This window comes from Dyella jiangningensis, from assembly GCF_003264855.1.
Lineage (GTDB): Bacteria > Pseudomonadota > Gammaproteobacteria > Xanthomonadales > Rhodanobacteraceae > Dyella > Dyella jiangningensis_C.
In genome coordinates this window covers 1,145,118-1,161,347 of record NZ_NFZS01000001.1, presented here as the reverse complement: position 1 = coordinate 1,161,347, position 16,230 = coordinate 1,145,118, and the positions used below count along the sequence as shown (strand labels likewise).

General features: G+C 66.2%; 14 protein-coding genes. 3 read left to right on the top strand and 11 right to left on the bottom strand.

Translation table 11 applies throughout. The features are described 5' to 3' along the window. The first annotated feature begins 25 nt into the window (after nt 1-25). On the top strand, nt 26-583 hold the full coding sequence (locus CA260_RS05060) for an OmpA/MotB family protein (protein WP_111981309.1): 558 nt from the start codon (nt 26-28) through the stop codon (nt 581-583). An 84-nt stretch (nt 584-667) separates the two neighbouring features. On the opposite strand, the gene CA260_RS05055 is transcribed toward CA260_RS05060, so the two are convergent. Beyond that, a complete protein-coding gene (locus CA260_RS05055; RefSeq protein WP_172461720.1) occupies nt 668-4,720 on the bottom strand; it encodes an autotransporter outer membrane beta-barrel domain-containing protein in 4,053 nt (1,350 codons plus the stop codon). A 506-nt stretch (nt 4,721-5,226) separates the two neighbouring features. After that, nucleotides 5,227-5,667 (bottom strand): hypothetical protein, encoded by a 441-nt coding sequence (locus CA260_RS21075; RefSeq protein WP_172461719.1) that lies wholly within the window; start codon nt 5,665-5,667, stop codon nt 5,227-5,229. Nucleotides 5,668-6,124: 457 nt separating this feature from the next. On the opposite strand from CA260_RS21075, the gene CA260_RS05045 reads away from it, so the two are divergent. Then, a complete protein-coding gene (locus CA260_RS05045) occupies nt 6,125-6,493 on the top strand; it encodes a hypothetical protein (protein ID WP_111981306.1) in 369 nt (122 codons plus the stop codon). A gap of 165 nt (nt 6,494-6,658) precedes the next feature. Then, nucleotides 6,659-6,964, top strand: a complete 306-nt coding sequence (locus tag CA260_RS05040) for an antibiotic biosynthesis monooxygenase family protein (RefSeq protein WP_172461718.1) — start codon at nt 6,659-6,661, stop codon at nt 6,962-6,964. Between the two features lie 35 nt (nt 6,965-6,999). Here the strand turns inward: CA260_RS05040 and CA260_RS05035 are convergent, their stop codons facing one another. The 9 genes from CA260_RS05035 to CA260_RS04995 form a co-directional block, all read right to left on the bottom strand. After that, a complete protein-coding gene (locus tag CA260_RS05035; protein ID WP_111981304.1) occupies nt 7,000-8,904 on the bottom strand; it encodes an AI-2E family transporter in 1,905 nt (634 codons plus the stop codon). Nucleotides 8,905-8,998: 94 nt separating this feature from the next. Beyond that, nucleotides 8,999-9,466 (bottom strand): chemotaxis protein CheW, encoded by a 468-nt coding sequence (locus CA260_RS05030; RefSeq protein ID WP_238149611.1) that lies wholly within the window; start codon nt 9,464-9,466, stop codon nt 8,999-9,001. A gap of 34 nt (nt 9,467-9,500) precedes the next feature. Further along, a complete protein-coding gene (motD, locus tag CA260_RS05025; RefSeq protein WP_111981302.1) occupies nt 9,501-10,613 on the bottom strand; it encodes a flagellar motor protein MotD in 1,113 nt (370 codons plus the stop codon). Between the two features lie 12 nt (nt 10,614-10,625). Further along, a complete protein-coding gene (locus CA260_RS05020) occupies nt 10,626-11,366 on the bottom strand; it encodes a flagellar motor protein (protein WP_038620658.1) in 741 nt (246 codons plus the stop codon). 1 nt (nt 11,367) lies between these two features. After that, nucleotides 11,368-13,335: a chemotaxis protein CheA gene (locus CA260_RS05015; protein WP_111981301.1), complete on the bottom strand. Its 1,968-nt coding sequence runs from the start codon at nt 13,333-13,335 to the stop codon at nt 11,368-11,370. A gap of 24 nt (nt 13,336-13,359) precedes the next feature. Next, nucleotides 13,360-14,001 (bottom strand): protein phosphatase CheZ, encoded by a 642-nt coding sequence (locus CA260_RS05010; protein WP_111981300.1) that lies wholly within the window; start codon nt 13,999-14,001, stop codon nt 13,360-13,362. Beyond that, the gene (gene cheY / locus CA260_RS05005; RefSeq protein ID WP_038620666.1) at nt 13,998-14,405 is read right to left on the bottom strand and encodes a chemotaxis response regulator CheY; all 408 of its coding nucleotides are present in this window, start codon (nt 14,403-14,405) and stop codon (nt 13,998-14,000) included. The genes CA260_RS05010 and cheY overlap by 4 nt, the downstream gene beginning before the upstream one ends. Nucleotides 14,406-14,528: 123 nt before the next feature. After that, nucleotides 14,529-15,293 carry an RNA polymerase sigma factor FliA gene (locus tag CA260_RS05000; RefSeq protein ID WP_111981299.1) on the bottom strand — a complete coding sequence of 255 codons (765 nt, stop codon included), beginning with the start codon at nt 15,291-15,293 and terminating at the stop codon, nt 14,529-14,531. Nucleotides 15,294-15,296: 3 nt separating this feature from the next. After that, entirely contained in the window at nt 15,297-16,220 is a 924-nt protein-coding gene (locus tag CA260_RS04995; RefSeq protein WP_111981298.1) for a MinD/ParA family ATP-binding protein, read from the bottom strand. Nucleotides 16,221-16,230: the final 10 nt, after the last annotated feature.

Here is a 16,230-nt window from a genome sequence, read left to right as displayed (position 1 = left end):
ACTTCACGGCAAGAGGGGAAATCCAATGATCAAGTCTCCGATACTTTGCGTATTGGGCGCGGCGCTGTTGATGGTGGGCTGCGTATCGCAACAGAAGTACGACGAATCGCAGCAGCGTAACGCCGAACTCGAAGCGCAATACAAGCAACTCAACGACACCATGGGCGCGGAGGTCGCATCGCGCGACATGAGCATCCAGCGCATGCAGGACGCCATCAAGGTATCGCTCAACGACCAGCTGCTGTTTCCCTCGGGCGGATGGGAAATTTCGGCCCAGGCCAAGCAGAGCATCGCCAAGATCGCGGCCATCCTTGCCCCGCATCAGAAGAACAAGATCAACGTCAACGGCTATACCGACAGCACGCCGATCGGCCCTCAACTGGCGGCGCAGGGCGTCACCACCAACCAGATCCTGTCGCAGAAGCGCGCCGACAACGTGATGCAGTACATGCTCTCCCAGGGCGTGAAGCCGGGCCTCGTCGCGGCCCACGGCTATGGCGAACAGAACCCCGTCGCATCCAACGACACGGCCGAAGGCAAGGCGCAGAACCGCCGCGTGGAACTCACCATCGCGAGCAAGTAACGCTCGAGAAGGGGCAGCGCACCGAGTGGTGCCCTGCCCCTTTCCGCTACTGCCGAATCGACAGCCTGCGGTTGCAGTCCTTCGCTACCACGCCCAACGCAAACCGAGTTCGCCGTTGTAAGCATCGTAGCGGCCACTGAGTCCCGCCTCGTAGCCCGCCTTGGCGTAGAACGTGGCATGGCGGCTGATCTGCCAGGTCAGGCCAAGATTGAGTTCGCCCCAGGTGCCGGAGACATCGGCACGGAACACCACCGGCCCCTCCTGCGAAGAGAAGGTCGTCGTCGGCGTACCCTTGAATTCGTGCCACAGGTTGAGCCGCGCCCAGTAGGTCAGCAGTTGAGGACTGCCGTCTTCGCGGTTGGCGAGCTGTCTGGTCTGCGCAAAGCGGACACCGAGTCGCCCGGCCAGCGAGTCGATGTCGCCGAACGTCACCCGCGCCGCCCGGTCGGAGGACCGGGAATGGTCGACGGTCTGATACATCAGCTGAGCCTGTGGCTCGATGACCCAGTTGTCCTCATGAAAGGGGTAGCCGCCCTCCAGCGAAGCACCCCAGCCGAAACCGCTGCGGGGCTTGAGGCTTATGCCGCGCGTGGAATCGGCGTAGGCCTTGGCCCAGGTACCCTGCACGATGGTGTCCAGATAGGCACCGCGCTCGTTGAACCAGGTCCAATAGCCGCCCAACGAGGTGCCTTCGATGCGATCCGTACCCGCATCCACACCGGTGTAGTGGGTCACATCACCACGAATCCGTCCCTGCGCCAGGTATACGCCGGCGTGGTCGCGCGTACCGTCGTCGCCTTCGGCACGATAGACGTCCATACCTGCCTGCAGCGCGGCAATGTTGAAATCGGACTTGGGGCTGCCGCCGTAGATGCCCTTGGCATTGCCATCGAAGTTGCCATCGAGCCCAACCACCCGCGCCCATGCACCATTGAACCAATGTCCAGACTGGAGATCGGTGCGACCGCGCAACTGTTCTTCCTCGCCGACGCGATCATGGAGGTTGTCCATCAACGTGCGACCGTAGAGCAAGGCCATGGCTGGTACTGCGTCGTACAGCGATACCTCCTGGCGGTAATCCGGACGGGGCGGCTCCGGCGGTACCGGTGGCGCGGGTGGGCCCGGAGGATACGGGGGCGGTGTCGGCGGATCGGGTGGCACCGGCGGATACGGCGGAGGCGGCGGCGCGGGCTGCTGCTCCGAGCGCAGATACCAGTTGGCCGGGCCGCTGGTGTCCTTGCTGCCGTAGAACAGGTGGTACTCGTACGGGCCAGCTACCACCGGCGCACCCAGCGCGAACGCGCCGTAACTGGAGCGATTGGTATCGAGCTGCTCGACAATCAGGATGCCGTTGCCGCGGGTGAACGCGCCTTCGCCGCCCACGTCGTTGATGTCCACCTTGGTGGGGCCGCCGGCAATCGTGCCCATGGCATCCGCCACCAGCACGTCGGAAACGGATTGCGCACTGCCCTCGTTGAGCACGGTATCCAGCTTCAGCACACCGCCATTGGAAACGTAGACACCATTGCCGGCCACGCCCGCCACGGTGGAGCCGGAGATCAGCAACACATCGCCAGCCACACCATTGGCCTGCAGATCGATGGTGCCGGAGTTGATGAACTCGGCCACCCCAAGCAGCTGGCCCTGTACGGGCCCCTTCAACGCCATGGCGTTGGCTTGCTGCGCCTGGGGGAGGTACTCGCCCGTGGCATCGAGCACGACGGCATCGGGACTGCCAGGCAGGCGAAGCGTTCCCGAGTTGCCGACACGGTTGGCGACGCCATTGCCGAAGTGCGCCACTGCGACGGCCAGGGTGTCGCGTGCGCCATCGCCGTTCGTGTCGGCAAAGTGCCGAAGGTTCCAGGTGCCGGAGTTCACCAGCGTGTTGGTGCCACCGGCCAACGTGAGATAGCCATCCAGGGTCTGGTTGGCCGTATTGCCTATCGCAAGCGAACTGGCGGCATCACCTGTGCTGTAGATGGCCTGGTCGTTCATGGCGCCAAGCGTGCCGGCATTGTCCAGTGTGTTGCGTTGCGCGCTGCCATTCTGCAAAAACGCCACACCCGCCGATTGCGGAAGCGACCAACCACCGGTGACGACGGCGCCGCTCGCGATGCTTACCCGATTGGAACCGCCCATGTCGGCAAGGACGCCCGCTTCGCCTTGTGTGGCGTTGATCGTCGCGCCGGCCTGCACCGCCACCGTGCCCTGCCCGTCGACGCTGCCTCCCACGTGAATGCCGTTCGATGCACCGCCCACGGCCAGCGTCCCGCTGCCATAACTCACGGTTGCAGCGCCGCCTGAGCCAAGTGACAGGGCGGCAATGCCGTCGTTGCCGGTGCCGGCCGCCACGCTGATGGAACCAGTGGCGTTGACATTCGCCATGCCTGACGTGCCCGACGACGAAGCAAGGCTTTGGCCCACAATGCCATGTACCTGCGCACCACCGCCTTGAATCTGGATGACGCCGCTGGAAGTGACGTCGACGGTACCGCCATTGCTCGTGGCGACGACGCCTGAAGCGTTGGCGCCCGATGTGCCGATGGCCGCCTGGCTGGTGACATGAATCGAACTCTGCCCCGCAGAGACCGCCGTTATGCCGTTGGCGGTCGCGCCCGCTGTCTGCAAGGCGCCGTTTGCATTGACGCTGATGGGCGCGTCCCCCGATACCGACAAGGCCAGAATGGCGTGGGCGCCACTCCCTTGCGTTGTGATGTTGGACTGCGATGCGATGTCTATGGAGCCGGTAGCACTCGTACCCGCCACGGTTTGTGCCTGCAGGCCATAAGCATTCGCGCCCGACGTGCGTATCGCCGTGCCGGCATCAGTGGTGATGCTCGCTGCGCCCGACTGTGTCGAGGCATAGATGCCGACGCCGCCGTTGGTGGGATCACCACCGGCCTTGGTGGTTACCGTGCCCGAGTGATACGCCGCACTGGCACCACCCGTTCCTGCCGCTGCCACCACTACGCCACGGGTCACGACGTTGTCGGGCGAAAGATTGACCGTGGAGTTGGCGGTGACATCGCCGGTGACATCGGCAATGGCGTTACCCGCGCCGCCGCTCAGCGCAACGATGACCGGCGAGCCGGCGCCGTTGGTGACGATGCCGCCCGGCGTGGCGGAGACATCCAGCGTGAGGGCCGCAGCACCACCGATGGAGCGCGCCATCACACCGGGACTGCCATCACCCGACGTCACCAGTGAACGGGTGCCGTTTCCGCTGGCCTGAAGCGTGGCCGTTCCGGCACCCTGCGCGGAGGAGAGCAACGCCATGCTTCCGGCTGATTGCGTGGAGACCGTGCCACTGGTGAACGTCAAGGTGGCATTGCCCGAGCCCTGCGCGAGTGACTCCAGAGCATGATTGATGCCTGTGCCGCTCAATGTGGTGAACGTACCCGACGCATCGAGCGTGGCGCTGCCCGTTCCACTGGCCGTCGCTTCTGCGCCGATACCTCCCGCGCCGTGCGTGGTGATCGTGGTATCCGTCAGTGTGACTTGCGCGTCGCCGCCAGCCGTCGCCAGCGCATTGACGCCCCACGCTCCCGCACCCCAGGTTTCCACTCGTGACCCTTGCGCCGCGGTGGCGGTGGCTTTTCCGGAAGCCGACTTCGCCAGCACGCCATAACTGTTGGCTGCCATGGTCAGGGCAGATCCGCCAGCCAACAGGTTGGCGTTTGCCATGCCCGATCCCGAACCCGTGCTTCCGGAAAACGCTTCGATGGCATGGGCTATGCCCGACGTGCCGAGTGTCTGCACCTTGCCTGCAACGTCCACTTGCGCATTTCCGGCACCGGCACTGATGGCTTCCACGCCAATGGCACCATTGCCGCTGCCGTTGTCGCCCGTCGTGACGTTGCCACTGGCAGTGACTTGCGAGCTTCCACCGTTCCTTGCATTGGCCAATATGCCAAGGGCAGCCGCACCCTGCGTGCTTACCGTGCTAGCTGTCGCTTGAGTAACGTTGGCCGCGCCGGTATTCGCATCGGCAAGCAGACCCACTGCGCCTGCCGCCAAGGTGGATACCCCGCCGCCCTTCATGTTCACGGTGGCCGAACCGCTCCCCTGGGCAAACGCTTCGACGCCATGCGCCGTGCCGGTACTGCCGAGCGTCTGCACGGTTCCACTGGTGGTCACCAACGCATTGCCGGCACCCGACGCCTGCGCCTCGACACCAATGGCACCCTTCCCAGAAGCTCCGCCTCCGGTCGTCACATTGCCACTCGACGTTGCTTGTGCGCTGCCACCGCTGGTTGCAAATGCATAGATACCTACCGAACCTGTGCCTTGCGTTGTGACGCTGGCGCCGGCATTCGACGTTGCAGAGGCATTGCCCGTCGTACTTCTGGCGAGAACACCGACGGCACCGTCGCCCGCAGTGGATACCGATCCGCCGGTTTGCGTGATCGTAGCGGCCCCGCTTCCGTTGGCCAGAGCCTCCGCACCGTGCGCGCTGCCTGTACCGAGAGTCTGCACCGTGCCCGAAAACAACACGGTGGCGTTGCCCGCCCCTGCGGTTGACGCCTCTACGCCAATCGATGCACCCGTGCCTGTCGTGGTGACATCGGCGCTACTGGTGACGTTTGCATCACCCGCGCCCGTGGCGTTGGCCCAAACGGCCTGCGTCGAGTTGCCGACGGTGTTCACCGCGCCGCCGGATACCGACAAAGTGCCCGGGACGCCCCGGACGTCTGCACGAACATGCCGTACGCGCTGTTTCCCGTCGTCGTCACGTTGCTGCCGGTGGCTGTCAACGTGCCCGCTTGGGTCGATAAGACCGAAACGCCACGACGGCCCGAGGTGGTCGGAATCACCACGACACCCGGCGTCAGCGTCAAGTTGGCATCCGTCGTAATGGGCGCGGCCGTCGAACCAAGCGCGATGCCTGCCGTGTAGTTGTTGCCCGATGAAGTACAAGTGGCTGTAAGCGGGTTGCCGGATGCGCCGCATGTGGTTTGCGCGTGGGTCACCACAGGCAATGCGAGCGCCAGGGATACCGCCAGGCATAGGGAACTCCGTCGTGGAAACCTTCCCCTTGCGTGGGCGGCAGTCGCGTAGGGCTTGATGGATGTCTCGTTGCGCATGGAGGCCTCCCTGCGAAGCGCAGTCGCTCGCATTGATTTCCAGCACAGGGAAAGAGTCGCCCTTACCAAAGGCCGGCTACGAACCAGCTATTGCCCAATCTTCCGAACACGATGGGCGGGCAGAGCGTGACGCAAGAGTGACCACCCCTGGGCACTAGATTTCTTGCGGCGCCATAGTGACCGAGGCAGCGGCATGCACCAACCGAAAATCCACGGAAACGGACGTGCGTAGAACTACGGACTTCCCGCCTTTTTTGGCCTTTGCACACGAGTCGCTTGCAGCATTTCCTGCGTCGCAACCGTTACAGGCAAAGTCGCCTTGAACGTTTCCGATCTATAAACCTAGACAGGTTCCTTTTTGTGTCGGTGCTAACGCATCCTTCACTTGTGTGAAAGGTGGAAAGTCGTCGCGATCACGTTCTAAGATGCCGCACGTCTTCAAGACGAGGGAACCCGCATGGAACAGCGAGCTCACCCGGTCTCTTACGCACTGACGGTTACGCGCGCGATCAAGGAACTGGCGAGCGATGCCGTCAGCGAAGGAGTGCTGCCCGAGAGCATGGCGGTCACCATCTCAAAAGCGGCCACGGATGCGGCGCTGTCCCTCGGACTTTTCATCGTTTCCAAAGGCACGCGCCTCACTCACCAGACCGCGCGGGCGATCGAAAGCGCGCGCGTCGACATGGAAGCGCTGGCCGAACTGGCCGGCCTGGTCCGTACCTACAAGCTCACGCCGAAAAATGCCGTGCATCTCGCACTCGCCCTGAGCTACACGGTCGAGCAAGCGGAGAACCGCCTGCGACTGGCGGAAGACCTGCTGTCCTGAAGCACACCGCTGCCGCAGACCGCAGCACGGTAATCAAGGTCACCTTGGCAACAGCGCACCGGCAATGAGCAGCACTCGCCATGGAACACTCCGGTGCGGAACATGCCCCTGGCCTTCCGGAAAACGACGTCGAACAGTGCACGCGACGGCGTGCAGGAGCGCTGCATGAGCTACGACATCGTGTGGGAATTCCGGCTGCCGGCCACGCGGGCATCAGAGTTTGAACACGCCTATGGGCCACGGGGACCGTGGGTGCAACTCTTCCGTCGCGCACCCGGTTACATCGAAACGCAGCTGCTGCGCGACGCGGAAGACGCCGCTCGCTACCTGACGGTGGACCGCTGGGAATCGCGTGAATCCTTCGAGGCCTTCAGGCATCGCCACCGCGCGGATTACGACGCGCTGGACCAGCAGCTCGAAGGTCTGGCGACATCGGAGACGCGCCTCGGCGCGTTCGAGGCGATCCCGTAGCCTTGTGCGTACGACGGGCGACGTAGCGCACCACGTCACGCAGCGGCGGCACCTTCCGGGATCCGGTTGATGGCCTGCAAGGCCGCACTCTCGAAGGAATCCAGCACTTCGTCGACATCGGCTTCGGTCGTTGCCGGGCCCTCGACCTGGGCCAGCGGCTCGGGTAGCAGCAGCGCGGCAAGGTGCACGCCCGGCATGCGTTCGCGCATCTGCGCGGCCGCTTCGACCATGCCCTGTTTCTCATCGGAAAGCTGGGCGCTGACCAGATACAGCATCGCCACCGCATTCGGCGTCGCCTCGGGATGCGGCTCGGCCTCGAACGCGGCGAAGTCCTCGACGGAAATATGGCGTGCGTCCAGGTGCAGGTCGCGCAGGATGCGCGTCAACAGCTCCGTCGCCAGATCGTCGACCACCGTGCCCAGACCGACGCAAAGCACGATCGAACCCGGCGCCACGGTGAGCGGCCCCTGCCAGCGGCCGCTGATGTCTTCGCGCTGCTGGCGCAGGCGGCGGCCGATGCTCACGTCGTCAAGCACCGAGGTGCGGCGACGCCAGCGCATGTGCCGCTGTCCCTGGTTTCCCAGGGCGCCGATGACGGTCACGATGGTTTCGCGCACCGTGCCCTGCTGCTCGGCGCCGATGACGCCGCGCCGCAGGTCGATGCCGGCCAGTTGCAGCGCCGGCAGCAGCACGTTGTCGCAATAGGCGGCGAACGAACGGCGCTTCAGGAACGAACGCGCCTCGGTGATGATTTCTCCCGCATCGCCCGACAACGCGCGCTGGTAGAGGCGCTGCGGCATGGTCAACGCGGGCGCATCGCCGAGCAGCACGTTGAGCAGGCCCAGCGCCTTCACGTGACGACCGGCCACGACGAGACACAGCGTCAGCGGCGTGGACATCACCAGGCCCACCGGGCCCCACAGCCAGCTCCAGAAGATGGCCGCCACCACCACCGCCAGCGGCGAGAGGCCGGTGGTATGTCCGTAAAGGAAGGGCTCGATCAGCTGCGACACGAGCAGCTCGATCACGATGTACAGCGCGAGGGTGAGCAGCACCAGCGTCCAGCCCGGTACCACCGCCGCGGCAAACAAGGCTGCCAGCGCCGCCACCAGCCACACGCCCACGTACGGCACGAAGCGCAGCACCGCGGTGAGCGCGCCCCACAGCGGCGCATTGGGAACGCCGAGCACCGAGAGGCCCGCCCAGATGGCCAGCCCCACGCCGAAATTCACCGAGAACGTCGAGAGGAAGAAGCGCGACAGCCGCTCGCCCGCGTCGTTGATGGCGGCGGTGGTCGCGCGCAGGTCGTTGCCGCCGGCGAGGCGGATGAAGCGATCGCGCAGCGATTCGTGTTCGAGCAGCACGAAGACCAGCACGACCAGCACGATGCCTGCCGTTTCCACCGGCACCCATGCGGTGGAAAGCACGCGGCCGAGCACCGCCAGCGGCGTGGATGTCGCGCCTGCCGGCGCATGCGCGGCGCCTTCGTCCAGCCGCCTGGCGCTTTCGCCTGCCGCGGATGCACCCTGCTCCGTCGTGCCCTCGGACGAGGCGATGACCTTGCCGAACTCGCCCTGCATCGCCTGCAACTCGGCCAGCGTGAAGGTGCGAAGCGTCTGCACCTTGGCGTGGATGGTGGCCTCGTACTGCGGCAGGCTGCGTGCCATCGACACCATCTGCGAGCCGATCACCGTGGCCAGGCCACCGCCGATCACCACCAGCGCGAGCACGGCGACGAGCACCGAGGAGCCGTGGCCCATGCCCAGCCGCCGATAGATGCGCACCCACGGCGCCATCAGCAGGCTGAGGAACAGCGCGAGCACGATGGGCACCAGCACTTCGCGGCCGACATACAGCAATGCCAGCACGCAGGTCGCGGCGATGATCACCATCGCACGCTGGCCGGGCGACGCGGCAGCCGTGCTGGCATCGTCAGACATGGGCACTCTCCTCACCGTTCCATGCTGCAGGTGGATCGGAGCGACGTGGCCGCTTCCGGTTTCCCAGAGCATAGCCCGCCGGCCCTGCGTTGCCCTAGGCCGCCTCGCTTTCCAGCGGCAGACGGCACAGGCGACGCACGTCGAGCAAGGCGACAAAACCGCCTTGCCACGGCAGCACGCCGTGCACGGGATCGTCATGCCTTGCGGCGCCGCCGGGCGGAGGCGGCGCGATCTCGGCGCCTTGTGCATGCACGAGATCGCCGATGGCGTCCACGCGCAGGCCCACCAGGTGCGGACCATGCGACAGCATCACCAGGCGCACTTCATGCGCGTCGCCGCCATGGGTTTCCGGCAGGCCCAGCCGCCGGCGTCCATCGAGCACGGGCACGATGCGTCCGCGTAGGTGGCGGATGCCGAGCAGGTCAGCGGCGGCGCCAGGCACCGGCGTGAGTTCGCCGTCGCGGATCACTTCGCTCACCTGGTCGAGCGGCGCGGCATAAAGCTGCCCGCCCAGCCGGAACGACAGCCAGCGATCGGTGGTGTGGTTGGGGATGTCGCTCACATCGACTCCGCTGCATGCGTGGCGAAAACAGGATTCACGGCCCGTGCTCCGGCCTGGCGAGATGCGGCGCGGTGACGGTGATGGCGCCCGCTGCCGCCGGCGCGACGATCGGCGGCGTTCTCGCGACATCCGCAGGTGCGTCCGCTGCGGCCGGGCCGGCAAGGATCACCTTGTTCGGCGGCACCACGCCATCGTGCGCGGCTTCGGCCGGCCTCGACGACAGCGTCGGCACGGCAGGCAGCACGGCAGGCACTTCGGGTGCAGGCGAAGGTTCATCGCCGGCATCCGCGTACTGGTTCTTGCCGTCGCTGTCGTTGAACAGGCGCTTGGGCGCGCCGTCGTTGCTGAGGATGACGATCAACACTCGGCGGTTGTGGTTGCGGCCGTCCTCGGTGGTGTTGTCGGCCGCCGGGCGATATTCGCTCCAGCCGACGATACCCAGCCGCGAAGGCTCAACGCCCTGTTCGGAAAACAGGCGCGCCACGGCAGCGGCACGCGCCGCGGAAAGTTCCCAGTTGGATGGATACAGCGACGTGTTGATCGGGCGATCGTCGGTGTAGCCCTCGATGCGCACCGGATTGGGAAACGGCTTGAGGATGCCGGCCATTTCGTCGAGTACGCCGTTGGCCTGGTCGGACAGCTTCGCCACGCCACTGGGAAACAGGATATCCGTGCGCAGTTCGATTTCCAGCCACGTGGTGGTCTTGCGCACGATCACCATCTGCTTGTCGATCAGTGGCTGCATCGCGCGCTGGATCTGGTCGCGGATCAGCTCCAGGTTCTTCTGTTCGGTGCGGTCCTGCAGCGCCTGGCGCACGTCCATCACGCGCACCTTCTGCGGACGCGCGGGGATCGGCACGTTCACCGGCGTGGTCGCGGCGCCAGGCTGCCCCGCCGGCGTGGCCATGGCCGGATCCACGTTGTGCGGGGACGCGCGCGTCTGCGGCATCGGCGCAATCACGTGGCTGGAACCGTTGAAGGCCTCGATGATGGATTCGGACATCACGCGGTACTTGCCTTCGTTCACCACGGACACCGCATACATCACCACGAAGAAGGCGAGCAGCAGCGTCATCAGGTCGGCATAGGGAATCGCCCATGCCTCGTGATTGACGTGATCCTCGTGTTTTTTCTTCTTCCTGGCCACGGCAGCATCCGGTTAGGGCATATAGCCCTGCAGCTTGGCTTCGATCTGCCGCGGGTTCGAACCTTCGGCGATCGCGACCAGACCTTCGATGAGGATCTCGCGCATCTGCGTCTGCTTGTGAATCAGGCTCTTCAGGCGCGCCGACATCGGCAGCATCAGCAGGTTCGCCAGCGCGACACCGTAGATGGTGGCGACGAAGGCCGCGGCGATGCCGTGGCCCAGCTTGCTGGGGTCGGCCAGGTTCTGCATCACCGCCATCAGGCCCATCACGGCGCCGATGATGCCCATGGTCGGCGAGAAGATGCCGGCGTTTTCGAATACCTTGGCGCCGGCGAGGTCATGGTGCTCGCGCGCGTCCACTTCCACTTCGAGCACGCCGCGGATCGCTTCCGGCTCGCTGCCGTCCACCAGCAGTTGCAGGCCCTTGCGCACGAAGGTGTCGCTTTCCGAATCGATCTGCGGCTCGAGGCCGAGCAGGCCCTGGCGGCGGGAGATCTCGCTCCAGCCGACGATGCGGCTGATGAGGTCGCTGGGCTGGTGCTGCGGCGGCTTGTACACCATGGGAAACAGCTTCATCGCATGCTTGAGCACCTTGCCGGAGTTCTGCACGAGCAGCGCGGCGATGGTGCCGAGGAACACGATTACGAACGCAGCGGGGTTCCACAGCGCTTCGACGCTGGAGCCCTTGAGGATGGTGCCGACGATGATGACGATGAACGCCAGGATCGTGCCGATGAGACTTACCAGGTCCATGTCAGGCGCTCATTCGCAGTGAAGGGAGTAGTTGGCCATCGGCATCCGCGAGGCCGGCAAGGTCCATCACCAGCGCCAGGCGGCCGTCGCCAGTGACCGTCGCGCCCGCCACGGCGGGCACGCCTTCGAACAAAGGGCCGAGCGGTTTCACCATCACGTCTTCACGGCCCAGCACTTCGTGCACCAGGCAACCCAGGCGCAGGTGGCCGATGTGCAGCACCACCACGTGGCCGCCAGGCAGATCGTTCACGCCGACCCAGCCGGCGAGATCGGCCAGCGCCAGCGCGCGGCCGCGATGCGAAGCGACCACGCGGCCATCGAGCTGTTGCTGCTGGCCCGGCGCCATTTCGAACACTTCCTCGACGTTGCTGAGCGGCAGTGCGAGCAGGCGTGCACCCACGCGCACCATCAGCACGCGCTGGATCGCCAGCGTGAGCGGCACGGCGAGTTCCAGCGTGCTGCCGCGACCGAGCTGCGAGCGCACCTGCAAGGTGCCGCCGAGTTCGGCCACGCGTGTCTTCACCACGTCCATGCCCACGCCGCGACCGGAGATGTCGGAGACGGTGGCGGCCGTGCTGAAGCCGGGGCGGAAGATCAGTTCATAGCATTCGTTTTCGGTGAGGCGCGCGGCCTGCGCCTCGTCGATGACGCCCTTTTCCACCGCCTTGCGGCGCAGGACGTCGGGATTCATGCCGCGACCGTCGTCGGCCACGGAGATGACGATGCGCTCGCCGCGCTGGCTGGCCGACAGCGTGACCTTGCCCTTGCGCGGCTTGCCGGCGCGCTCGCGGTCGGCCGGCATTTCCAGGCCGTGGTCGAGTGCGTTGCGGATCAGGTGCACCATCGGATCGGCCAGCGCTTCGACCAGGCTGCGATCGAGATCGGTGCCCTCGCCTTCCTGCACCAGTTCCACTTCCTTGCCGAGCTGACGCGACAGGTCGCGCACGATGCGCGGGAAGCGCTGGAACAGGCGGCCCACCGGCTGCATGCGCATGCCGAGCACGGCGTTCTGCAGCGCGTCGGCTACGCGATCGAGTTCGCTCGCGGCCAGCGCGAGGGTTTCGTCGCCCTGCTTCGCGGCGAGGCTCAGCAGGCGATTGCGCACCAGCACCAGTTCACCGGCGCGATGCACGAGGGAATCGAGGCGCGCGGTATCCACGCGCACGGTGTTTTCCGGCGGCGGCGCGGCGTTGCGCGCGGCAGGTGCCGGTGCAGCCGCGGGAGCCGGTGCCGGCACGGGTGCTGCCGCCTGCATCGCACCGGGCGCCGAGCCCTTGCCATGCAGGTTGTCGAGCAACGCTTCGAATTCATCGTCGCTGATGCTGTCCGACGGGGCGGCGGCCGACGGTGCGTCGTACGCACCGGGCGTGCCGCCCTTGCCGTGCAGGTTGTCCAGCAGTGCCTCGAATTCGTCGTCGGAAATCGTGCCGGACTCGCTGGACGATGCCGCCGGCGCGCCCGGCGCACCGCCGTTGCCGTACAGGCTGTCCAGCAAGGCTTCGAATTCGGAATCGTCGATGCTGCCGTCGGCAGGCGGCGGCGCCATCGGTGCAGCGACCGGTTTGGGCGCAGGCGCGGGAGCCGCACGCTTGCCCGGCGACAGGCGGTCGAGCAAGGCCGGCGGTGGCATGGCCATCGCCTGGCCGCCGGCCAGCGCCGCGAGCATGTCGTTGAGCAGGTCCAGCGCTTCGAGCAGCGCGTCCATACGTTCGGCATCGATCAGCAGCTGGCCATTGCGCGCCACGTTGAGCAGGTCTTCGGCGTGATGGCACAGCTGCACCATCGGCTCGACCGCGAGAAAGCCCGCGCCACCCTTCACGGTGTGGAACGCGCGAAACACCGCGTTCAGCAGTTCGCTGTCGCGCGGTGAGCCTTCCAGCCCGATCAGCTGGTCGCCCAGGCGCTGCACGAGGTCCCCGGCTTCCACCAGGAAGGCATCGCGCAGCTCGCTGTCGAACGTGGGATCCATGCCAGTCCTTATTCTTTTTTTCTTTTAGAAGCCGAATTCGCTGAGAAGACGATCGGCTTCGTCCTGGCTGGTGACCTTGACCGGCGCCGCCGCAGCTTCGCCGGTGGCGAGCGCACCGGTGAGGCTCACCAGTTCCAGCAGCGAGTTCTCCACGCTGCCGATGAAGTTGACGACCTTCTTGATGCGCTGGCCGGCGAGGTCCTGCCACGACTGCGCCACCACGAAATCGGCCAGGCCTTCGCGGCACTCGTTGGCGAACGACTGCGCCTGCTTCGCCAGCACGTGGGCCACGTCGCCCTCGGGCGTGCCGTCGATCACGGCGTTGGCGTTCTCGGCCACGGCTTCGGCCTGCGGGCGCATGCGCTCGGCGAAATCCAGCGTGCGGTGCGCGGCCTGCGAACTCATCTCCAGCACGTCCTGCAGATGCTGGCGCGCGTCGGCCACGCTGCCCGGCACGCCTTCCTGCGCCAGGTCGCCACCGAGGCGGCGCACGGCGTCGTGCAGATCGCGGGCCAAGAGGCCCAGCGCGCGGAACATGCGCTGCTCGCGCTGGCGCACCAGCACGTCGAGCGCCTGCTCGAAGGCGGCGCCGTCAGAGCTGTTGAGGAGGTCGTGCAGTTCCTGCGGCAGCGAGCCGCCATCCATCAGGGATACTTGTGCGTTCATGCGGCGGCTCCGCTGGCGGCAAGCCGCTCGAAGATCTTGGTGAGTTTTTCCTGCAGCGTGACGGCGGTGAACGGCTTGACGATGTAGCCGTTCACGCCGGCCTGCGCGGCGGCGATGATCTGGTCGCGGTTGTTCTCGGCGGTAACCATCAGCACCGGCATGCCCTTCAGCGAGGGCTCGGCACGGATCGCGCGCAAGAGGTCGATGCCCGTCATGTTGGGCATGTTCCAGTCGGTGACGACCAGGTCGAAGGCGTTGGCCTTCAGCATGGTGAGCGCGTTTTCGCCGTCATCGGCTTCCTGGATGAGCGGGTTGCTGAAACCCAGCTCCACCAGCAGGTTGCGGACGATGCGCCGCATGGTGGAAAAGTCGTCCACCACGAGGATTTTCATGTTCTTGTCCAAACGCTTTCTCCGCTGAGCGTGTGTGGATGGTTTAAACAGGGACGAGGCGAGTGGCGAGAGCGCACCGACCGCGGTGGACGCGCGTCGGCTTCACCGGCATGCCCGGGCTTGCGCCTTCGCCGCTCACCCCTTCTTCTTTTGCTTCCGGCTCTGCTCGACCGCGTCGTGCCAGCCGCTCATGCGCGCCCGCAAGCGCACCACTGCCTGGCCGTGGATCTGGCAGGCGCGCGACTCGGTCACCCCGAGCACCGCGCCGATTTCCTTGAGGTTCAACTCCTCCTCGTAATACAGCGACATCACCAGCTGCTCGCGTTCGGGCAGGCTGCCGATGGCCTCGACCAGCGCACTGCGCATGCCGTCGTTCTCGACGCTCTCCTGCGGATTCAGGCTTTCGCCGTCAGCCACATCGAAGGCGGCGCCGCCCTCGGCGTCGTCCGGTGCCGAGAGGCTCAGCAAGCGGGCGCTCGCGGCATCGGCCAGCACCTGGTGGTATTCCTCCGCGCCCATGCCCAGTCGCCGCATCACTTCGGCGTCGTCGGCATCGGCGCCGGTCTCGATCTCGATCTGGCGCACCACCTCGGCCATCTCGCGCACCTTTCGGTGCACCGAGCGCGGCGTCCAGTCGGTGCGGCGCAGTTCGTCGAGCATCGCGCCACGAATGCGGATGCCCGCAAACGTCTCGAAGCTCGCATTGCGTCCCGTCGCGAAATTACGCGCCGCTTCCAGCAGCCCGATCATGCCGGCCTGGATCAGGTCGCTCACGTCCACGCTCGGCGGCAGGCGGCCCATCAGGTGATAGGCGATCCTTCGCACCAGCGGGGCGTGCTGGCGGACCAGCTCGTCGGCACTTTGGCGTTGCAGTTGCAGGTATTCGGAAGCCACGCTCATTTCTCACCACCCGTTGGCCACAGCGGCCTGCCTGCTGAAGAAGGCAATGCGGTCCAGGCCGAGTCTTTCGGGTTCACCCCATGTATCGACCGCACCTGCCAATTGCTTGAATGCCTGGCCCGACCGGCTGGACGGCCACAGGTCGACCACCGCGCTCTGGCGCTTGATGGCCTGCCGCAGGCGTTCGTCGTTCGGCACCATGCCCATGAAATCCAGGGCCACGTCCAGGAAGCGGTCGCTGACGCGCGCCAGCTTCTGGTGCAGCTGTTTCGCCTCACCCAGGTTGCGCACCATGTTCGCCACCATGCGGAAGCGGCGGACGCCGAAGTCGCGGCTCAGCACCTTGAGCATCGCGTAGGCGTCGGTGAGCGAGGCCGGCTCGTCGCAGACCACCAGCACCACGTCGTCGGCCGCCGCGGCGAACATCGCCACGTTGTCCGAGACGCCCGCGGCGGTATCCACCAGCAGGTAGTCCGGCGGCGACACCAGGTCGTCGAAGGCGCGGATGACCGCGGCGTGCTCGGTGTTGCTGAGCTGGGCCAGGCGGCGCGTGCCGGAACCGGCCGGCACCACCTTGAGGCCGTGCCGCGCAGGCAGCAGCAGATCCTCGATGCCACACGCGCCGTCGAGCAGATGACCGATATGGCGCGTGGGCGTGAGGCCCAGCAGCACGTCGATGTTGGCCAGGCCCATGTCGGCGTCGAGCAGGATCACGTCGTGACCGCCCATCGCCAGCGCCATGCCGAGGTTCACCGACACCGTGGTCTTGCCCACGCCGCCCTTGCCGCCGGCCACCGCGATGGCGCGACAGCGCTTGCGCGGCGGAGGGCTGGCCAGGCCGAAGGCCTGGTCCTGGCCGGGGTTCTGCCTGCCGTGCCGTTCCGCCAGGGCACGCAGCATGCTCTCCAGACCGATCGCCTGATTCATTGCGAAAGCG

What these genes read in the sequence shown, in the direction of transcription:
- CA260_RS05060 (WP_111981309.1), top strand. Translation starts at nt 26, where the DNA reads ATGATCAAGTCTCCGATACTTTGCGTATTGGGCGCGGCGCTGTTGATG.
- CA260_RS05010 (WP_111981300.1), bottom strand. Translation starts at nt 14,001, where the DNA reads ATGAACGCACAAGTATCCCTGATGGATGGCGGCTCGCTGCCGCAGGAA.
- CA260_RS05015 (WP_111981301.1), bottom strand. Translation starts at nt 13,335, where the DNA reads ATGGATCCCACGTTCGACAGCGAGCTGCGCGATGCCTTCCTGGTGGAA.
- CA260_RS05045 (WP_111981306.1), top strand. Translation starts at nt 6,125, where the DNA reads ATGGAACAGCGAGCTCACCCGGTCTCTTACGCACTGACGGTTACGCGC.
- CA260_RS05035 (WP_111981304.1), bottom strand. Translation starts at nt 8,904, where the DNA reads ATGTCTGACGATGCCAGCACGGCTGCCGCGTCGCCCGGCCAGCGTGCG.
- CA260_RS21075 (WP_172461719.1), bottom strand. Translation starts at nt 5,667, where the DNA reads ATGCGCAACGAGACATCCATCAAGCCCTACGCGACTGCCGCCCACGCA.
- CA260_RS05020 (WP_038620658.1), bottom strand. Translation starts at nt 11,366, where the DNA reads ATGGACCTGGTAAGTCTCATCGGCACGATCCTGGCGTTCATCGTCATC.
- CA260_RS04995 (WP_111981298.1), bottom strand. Translation starts at nt 16,220, where the DNA reads ATGAATCAGGCGATCGGTCTGGAGAGCATGCTGCGTGCCCTGGCGGAA.
- CA260_RS05000 (WP_111981299.1), bottom strand. Translation starts at nt 15,293, where the DNA reads ATGAGCGTGGCTTCCGAATACCTGCAACTGCAACGCCAAAGTGCCGAC.
- CA260_RS05040 (WP_172461718.1), top strand. Translation starts at nt 6,659, where the DNA reads ATGAGCTACGACATCGTGTGGGAATTCCGGCTGCCGGCCACGCGGGCA.